A 5,662-nucleotide genomic window follows, 5' to 3' on the forward strand; every position below is an offset into this window, starting at 1 on the left:
GCAGCCGCGATCGCCATGGCCGCACCTTGCGCCGCGAATGGGGTCATCGCATGCGCGGCGTCGCCGATCAGCGCCATGCCGTTCGGTGTTGTCCAGGGCTGTTGCGGGTCGACAGTGTGGATCGGCCACGCGGTCCACGGGCCGGCCTGCTCGACCAGACGGGCAAGTTCTGCCGCAGTGCCGGCAAGAGCTCGGGTCAGGATCCCGGCGTCGGCGTTGCCGGACCAGCCCTCGGCAATGCGGTCGCCCCTGGTGAAGGCCGCGAGATTGAAGGCCGCACCCTTGCTGACGGGATAGGCCACCATATGGAAGCCGGGATGCAGGAAGGTGGTGACGCAGTCCCTGGCGCCGATGGCGGCAAAGCTCTGCCCCGCGGCGCTATCGGCTGCGATGGTCGCGCGCCAGGCCAGTTCGCCGGAGAAATGGTTTCTTGGCGAAGCCGACCCCTTGGCCGAGTCGACAAGTGGGCGCACCGATGACCAGACGCCATCGGCCCCGACCAGCAGGAAGCCCTCCGCCTCGATGGTCTTGCCGTCGATCTCGGCCGTCGCCGTGATGCCATGCGGGCCGGAGGCAACGTCGCCGATGCGCGCGCCGGTGGTGAGATGGATATCCGGCACCTCGGCAACGCGCGCGGTCAATGCGCTCTGCAGATCGGCCCTGTGCGCGACGAGATAGGGTGCTTGCCAGCGGGTTTCGGCGGCTTGCCCCAGCGGCACGCGCGCCAGTTCGCGCAAGGTCGCGGCCTTCTTCAACACCACGGCTTGCGGCCGCACCGCTGCCGGCAGCAGCCGGTCGAGCACGCCAAGCTGGCGAAGGATGCGCGTCGCGTTTGGAGAGAGCTGGATGCCGGCGCCGGCAGCTTCCAGGCGCTGCGCCTGTTCGAACACCCGAACCGCGTAGCCGCGCGAGGCGAATGCAAGGGCTGCGGTCAATCCGGCGACACCGGCCCCGGCGACGACAATTTGCCGGGAACGCGTGTCGTTCATCGGGCTGGTCGCGAAAGTCTCAGGCGGCCTGTTCGATGTAGATGCATCCGGCCGGCAGCGTTTCCGTCGCCTTCAGCTTCGGCGAATAGCGGTAGAGCGTCGAGCAATAGGGACAGACTTTTTCATTGTCGTCGCCCATGTCCAGAAACACATGCGGGTGGTCGAAAGGCGGATTGGCGCCCGTGCACATGAATTCCTTCACGCCGATGTCGATTGCCGGATAGCCCGCATCGTTCTGAAAATGGGGAATGGAACCGCCTGCCATCGTCGTCTCCTTAACGCAGTCTCGTCTGCATCTGGATCATATCAGGCCTCTTTGCAAGTTCGATGAAATCAAACTGTCGCAAAAGCCTGTCAGAGGATAAGTTAAGCCGGTTAACCCATGGCCCGAAAACCGATTTCGGTTTCCGGGAGGGACCATGGGTCGCTAGAGTGACTGGCTAGCCGGCTTGAGCGGGTGTGGAAGAGCGGGAATCATGAACGAACTGAAGCCGGTGCAGAACGAATTCGTGGATGTCGAGGTGGCTCGCCCGGAAGGCGGCAACCCGGACCGGTTTGTCAACCGCGAGTTTTCCTGGCTGCAGTTCAACCGGCGCGTTCTCGAGGAGTCGCTGAACCTCAATCATCCGCTGCTGGAGCGCGTCCGCTTCCTGTCGATCTCGGCCGCCAATCTCGACGAGTTCTTCATGGTCCGAGTCGCCGGTCTTGCCGGCCAGGTGCGCGAGGGCATCACGCTGAAGAGCCCCGACGGCCGCACCCCCGAACAGCAGCTCGAACAGCTGCTGCGTGAGGTCGAGCGGCTGCAGGAAGACCAGCAGAAGAGCCTTTCGGCGCTCACCGTGCTGCTCAACAAGGAAGGCATCGAGAGCATCACCCGCGATGCGCTGACCAAGGACGAGAAAATCTGGCTGGAAGACCATTTCCAGGAACAGGTTTTCCCGGTGCTGACCCCGCTGTCGATCGACCCGGCGCATCCGTTCCCGTTCATCCCCAATCTCGGCTTCTCGATGGCGCTGCAATTGCGCCATCGCAAGAATGGCGAGGAGATGAGCGCGCTGCTGCGCCTGCCGGTGGCGCTGAAGCGCTTCATCCGTCTGCCGGACCGCAAGCATCATGTCCGCTTCATCCCGCTGGAAGAGGCTGTCGGCCTCTATATCGGCAAGCTCTTCCCCGGCTACGAGGTCAAGGGCTCCGGCACGTTCCGCATCATCCGTGACAGCGATATCGAGGTCGAGGAGGAGTCCGAGGACCTCGTGCGCCTGTTCGAAACGGCGCTGAAGCGGCGTCGGCGCGGATCGGTGATCCGCATCGAATTCGACAGGCTGATGCCTGGCGAATTGCGCGATTTCGTCGCCGGCGAGCTTGGCGTGTCGTCCAGCCGCATCAGCGTCTTGACCGGTCCATTGGCGCTCAGCCAGATTTCCGAGATCGTCGCCGTTCCCCGCGACGACCTGAAATTCACGCCCTACAATCCGCGTTTTCCCGAGCGCATCCGCGAGCATGGCGGCGATTGTTTCGCCGCCATCCGCGAGAAGGACATCGTCGTCCATCACCCTTACGAATCCTTCGATGTGGTGGTGCAGTTCCTGCGCCAGGCAATGGCCGATCCGGAGGTGGTGGCGATCAAGCAGACGCTTTACCGCACCTCCAACGACAGCCCGATCGTGCGCGCGCTGGTCGACGCGGCCGAGGCCGGCAAGTCGGTCACCGCGCTGGTCGAGCTCAAGGCGCGTTTCGACGAGGAAGCCAACATCCGCTGGGCGCGCGACCTGGAGCGGGCCGGCGTGCAGGTGGTGTTCGGATTTCTCGAACTGAAGACACATGCGAAAATGTCGCTGGTGGTGCGGCGCGAGGACGGCAAGCTGCGCAATTACGTGCACCTCGGCACCGGCAACTACCATCCGGTCACCGCACGCATCTACACCGACCTGTCCTTCTTCACCACAGATCCGACGATTGCCCGCGATGTCGCCCAGCTGTTCAATTTCATCACCGGCTATGCCGAGCCGACGGACGAAATGCGGTTGGCGATCTCGCCGTTCACGCTGAGAAGCCGCATCCTGAAGCACATTGCCGACGAGATTGCCTACGCGGTGCAAGGCAAACCGGCGCGCATCTGGATGAAGATGAACGCCCTCGTCGATCCGATCATCATCGACGCGCTCTACGATGCCAGCCGCGCCGGCGTCGAGATCGACCTTGTCGTGCGCGGCATCTGCTGCCTGCGGCCGCAGGTTCCGGGCCTGTCGGAAAACATCCGCGTAAAATCGATCGTCGGCCGTTTTCTCGAGCACAGCCGCATCTATTGTTTCGGCAATGGTTTCGGCCTGCCGTCGGACGAGGCGATCGTCTACATCTCCTCGGCCGACCTGATGCCGCGCAATCTCGACCGCCGCGTCGAAACCATGGTGCCGATCACCAATCCAACTGTGCATGAACAGATCCTTGGCCAGATCATGCTGGGCAACATTATGGACAATCAGCAAAGTTTCGACGTATTGGCTGATGGAACCTCCCGGCGCGTCGTGCTGGAGGAGGGCGAGGAACCGTTCAACGCGCAGGAATATTTCATGACCAATCCGAGCCTGTCGGGACGGGGTGACGCGCTGAAGTCGCATGCGCCCAAGCGCATCGCGCAGTTCAAGCGCCGCAAGAAGAACGCTGCAGCGTCCGGCTGATGCTGTCTGATTCTCAGGGCCGGCTGCAGGACCGCCGACCGCTGTCCATCATCGACATCGGATCGAACTCGATCCGTCTCGTCGTCTATGAGGGGCTGGCGCGCTCGCCGACCATGCTGTTCAACGAAAAGATGCTGGCCGGTCTCGGCCGCGGCATCGTTTCGACGGGCAAGCTCGACCCCGAGGCGGTAACGCGCTCGATGGAAGAGTTCCGCCGCTTTCGTGCGCTTTCCGACCAGGCGGGCGCCGAGCAGATGTATGTGCTGGCGACCGCGGCGGCCCGCGAGGCGGTCAACGGCCCCGATTTCATCCACCGCGCCGAGGATGTGCTGAAGACCGAGATCCGAGTGATCAGCGGTCGTCAGGAAGCGTACTATTCCGCGCTCGGCGTCATTTCCGGTTTCCATCCGGCCGATGGCATCGCCGGCGATCTGGGCGGCGGCAGCCTCGAACTGGTCGATGTCAGCGGCGAGGCGATCGGCGACGGCATCACGCTGCCGCTGGGCGGCCTGCGCCTGCAGGACATGGCGAAGAACTCGCTGACCCAGGCGGCCAGGATCGCGCGTGACGAACTGGCGAAGGCCAAGCTGTTGAAAGGCGGGCAGGGCAGGCCCTTCTACGCCGTCGGCGGCACCTGGCGAAATCTTGCCCGGCTGCACATGGAAATGACCAACTATCCGCTTGGCGTCATGCACCATTACGAGATATCGGCCGAAAGCGCGGCGAACTTCCTCAAGCAGGTGGCCAAGGCCGAGATCGAGAAGGTCAAGGGCATCGAAGGCGTTTCGAAGAACCGCCGTTCGCTGCTGCCCTATGGCGCCATCGTGCTGCAGGAGATCATGGCGGCGATGCAGCCGTCGAAGATCATCGTCTCGGCGCTTGGCGTGCGCGAAGGCTTTCTCTATTCGCTGCTCGACGAGGCCGAGCGGAAGGCCGATCCGCTGATTTCGGCCTCGGAGGAACTCGCCCGCCTGCGCTCGCGCTCCGTCACCCATGCGCATGAACTTGTCGACTGGACCGCCAAGACCTTTGCCGCCTTCGGCATCGACGAGACCGAGGACGAGGCGCGCTACCGCCACGCGGCCGCATTGCTGGCGGACATCGGCTGGCGCGCGCATCCCGAATACCGCGGCAAGCAATCGCTCAACATCATTGCGCACGCGTCCTTCTTCGGCGTCGACCATCCTGGCCGTGCTTTCCTGGCGATGGCCAACGCCTATCGTCACGACGGCATCTTCAACGAAGCCATCGCCCCCGAGATCAAGGCTCTGGCATCGCCGCGTTATCTGGAGCGCGCCCGCGTCCTCGCCGCGATGATGCGCGTCGTCTACCTGCTGACGGCGTCGATGCCCGGCATCATGCCCAGGCTGAAATGGGAACAGCGCGCCAACGGCGTGCTGGCGCTGGTCTTGCCGGCATCGCTGGCCGATCTCTATGGCGAGCGGCCGGCCGGGCGCCTGGCGCAGCTGGCCAGGATCACCAACCGCCGGCTGGTGCTGGCCGTCGAGGGTGGCCCCAGCATGTCAGTGAAATAAGGCGCTAGCTGCTAGCAGACCCGTGTCTTATCTGACTTAAGCGGAGACCTGCCGGTCGTACTTCGCCGGCGGCTTCGCCTTTGATGACCGGCTTCCCCCAATCCGTCGCTGCTTTGCAGCGCCACCTTTCCCCCCTCCGGAGGGAAAGGAAGGGAGCCTCGTTGGAAGAGCGTTGGCGGCAATAGGCTCGCGGCCTTCCTCTACCCCGTCGATCAGGGGAGAGGTGACTCGACGAAGCCGAGACGGAGTGGGGTCGATCAGCTCGGGCCCATCTACGCAAAAATATCAAACCGCGCCGCGCCCGTCGATCGACCATGCGCCGGCGCCGGCCATCGCCAGCGCTACAAACCCACCTGATATCGCAATGTCCTTCATCAGCATCTGCTGGTGCAGGAAGGCGAGCATCGCGTCGCCGCCGCCCTGGCCATAATGGCCGATGAAGCCGGCGACGATACAGAAG

General features: G+C 63.8%; 4 protein-coding genes. 2 read left to right on the forward strand and 2 right to left on the reverse strand.

Features of this window, described 5'->3' with window-relative positions; genetic code table 11:
- Both EN879_RS03015 and EN879_RS03020 read right to left on the reverse strand, forming a co-directional pair.
- The coding region (locus tag EN879_RS03015) for an FAD-dependent monooxygenase (RefSeq protein ID WP_245493786.1) at positions 1–989 on the reverse strand (989 nt) is incomplete at its 3' end.
- 19 nt (positions 990–1,008) lie between these two features.
- Positions 1,009–1,254, reverse strand: a complete 246-nt coding sequence (locus EN879_RS03020) for a zinc-finger domain-containing protein (RefSeq protein ID WP_013532417.1) — start codon at positions 1,252–1,254, stop codon at positions 1,009–1,011.
- 211 nt (positions 1,255–1,465) lie between these two features.
- Between EN879_RS03020 and EN879_RS03025 the strand changes: the two genes are divergently transcribed.
- Positions 1,466–3,667, forward strand: coding sequence for an RNA degradosome polyphosphate kinase (locus EN879_RS03025; RefSeq protein WP_013532416.1), 2,202 nt, complete (start codon positions 1,466–1,468; stop codon positions 3,665–3,667).
- Positions 3,667–5,202, forward strand: coding sequence for an exopolyphosphatase (gene ppx, locus EN879_RS03030; protein ID WP_013532415.1), 1,536 nt, complete (start codon positions 3,667–3,669; stop codon positions 5,200–5,202). Before EN879_RS03025 ends, ppx begins: the two co-directional genes overlap by 1 nt.
- Positions 5,203–5,662 lie beyond the last annotated feature (460 nt).

The organism is Mesorhizobium sp. M7A.F.Ca.AU.002.02.1.1 (genome assembly GCF_003998535.1).
Taxonomy (GTDB): domain Bacteria; phylum Pseudomonadota; class Alphaproteobacteria; order Rhizobiales; family Rhizobiaceae; genus Mesorhizobium; species Mesorhizobium ciceri.

What these genes read in the sequence shown, in the direction of transcription:
- EN879_RS03020 (WP_013532417.1), bottom strand. Translation starts at nt 1,254, where the DNA reads ATGGCAGGCGGTTCCATTCCCCATTTTCAGAACGATGCGGGCTATCCG.
- ppx (WP_013532415.1), top strand. Translation starts at nt 3,667, where the DNA reads ATGCTGTCTGATTCTCAGGGCCGGCTGCAGGACCGCCGACCGCTGTCC.
- EN879_RS03025 (WP_013532416.1), top strand. Translation starts at nt 1,466, where the DNA reads ATGAACGAACTGAAGCCGGTGCAGAACGAATTCGTGGATGTCGAGGTG.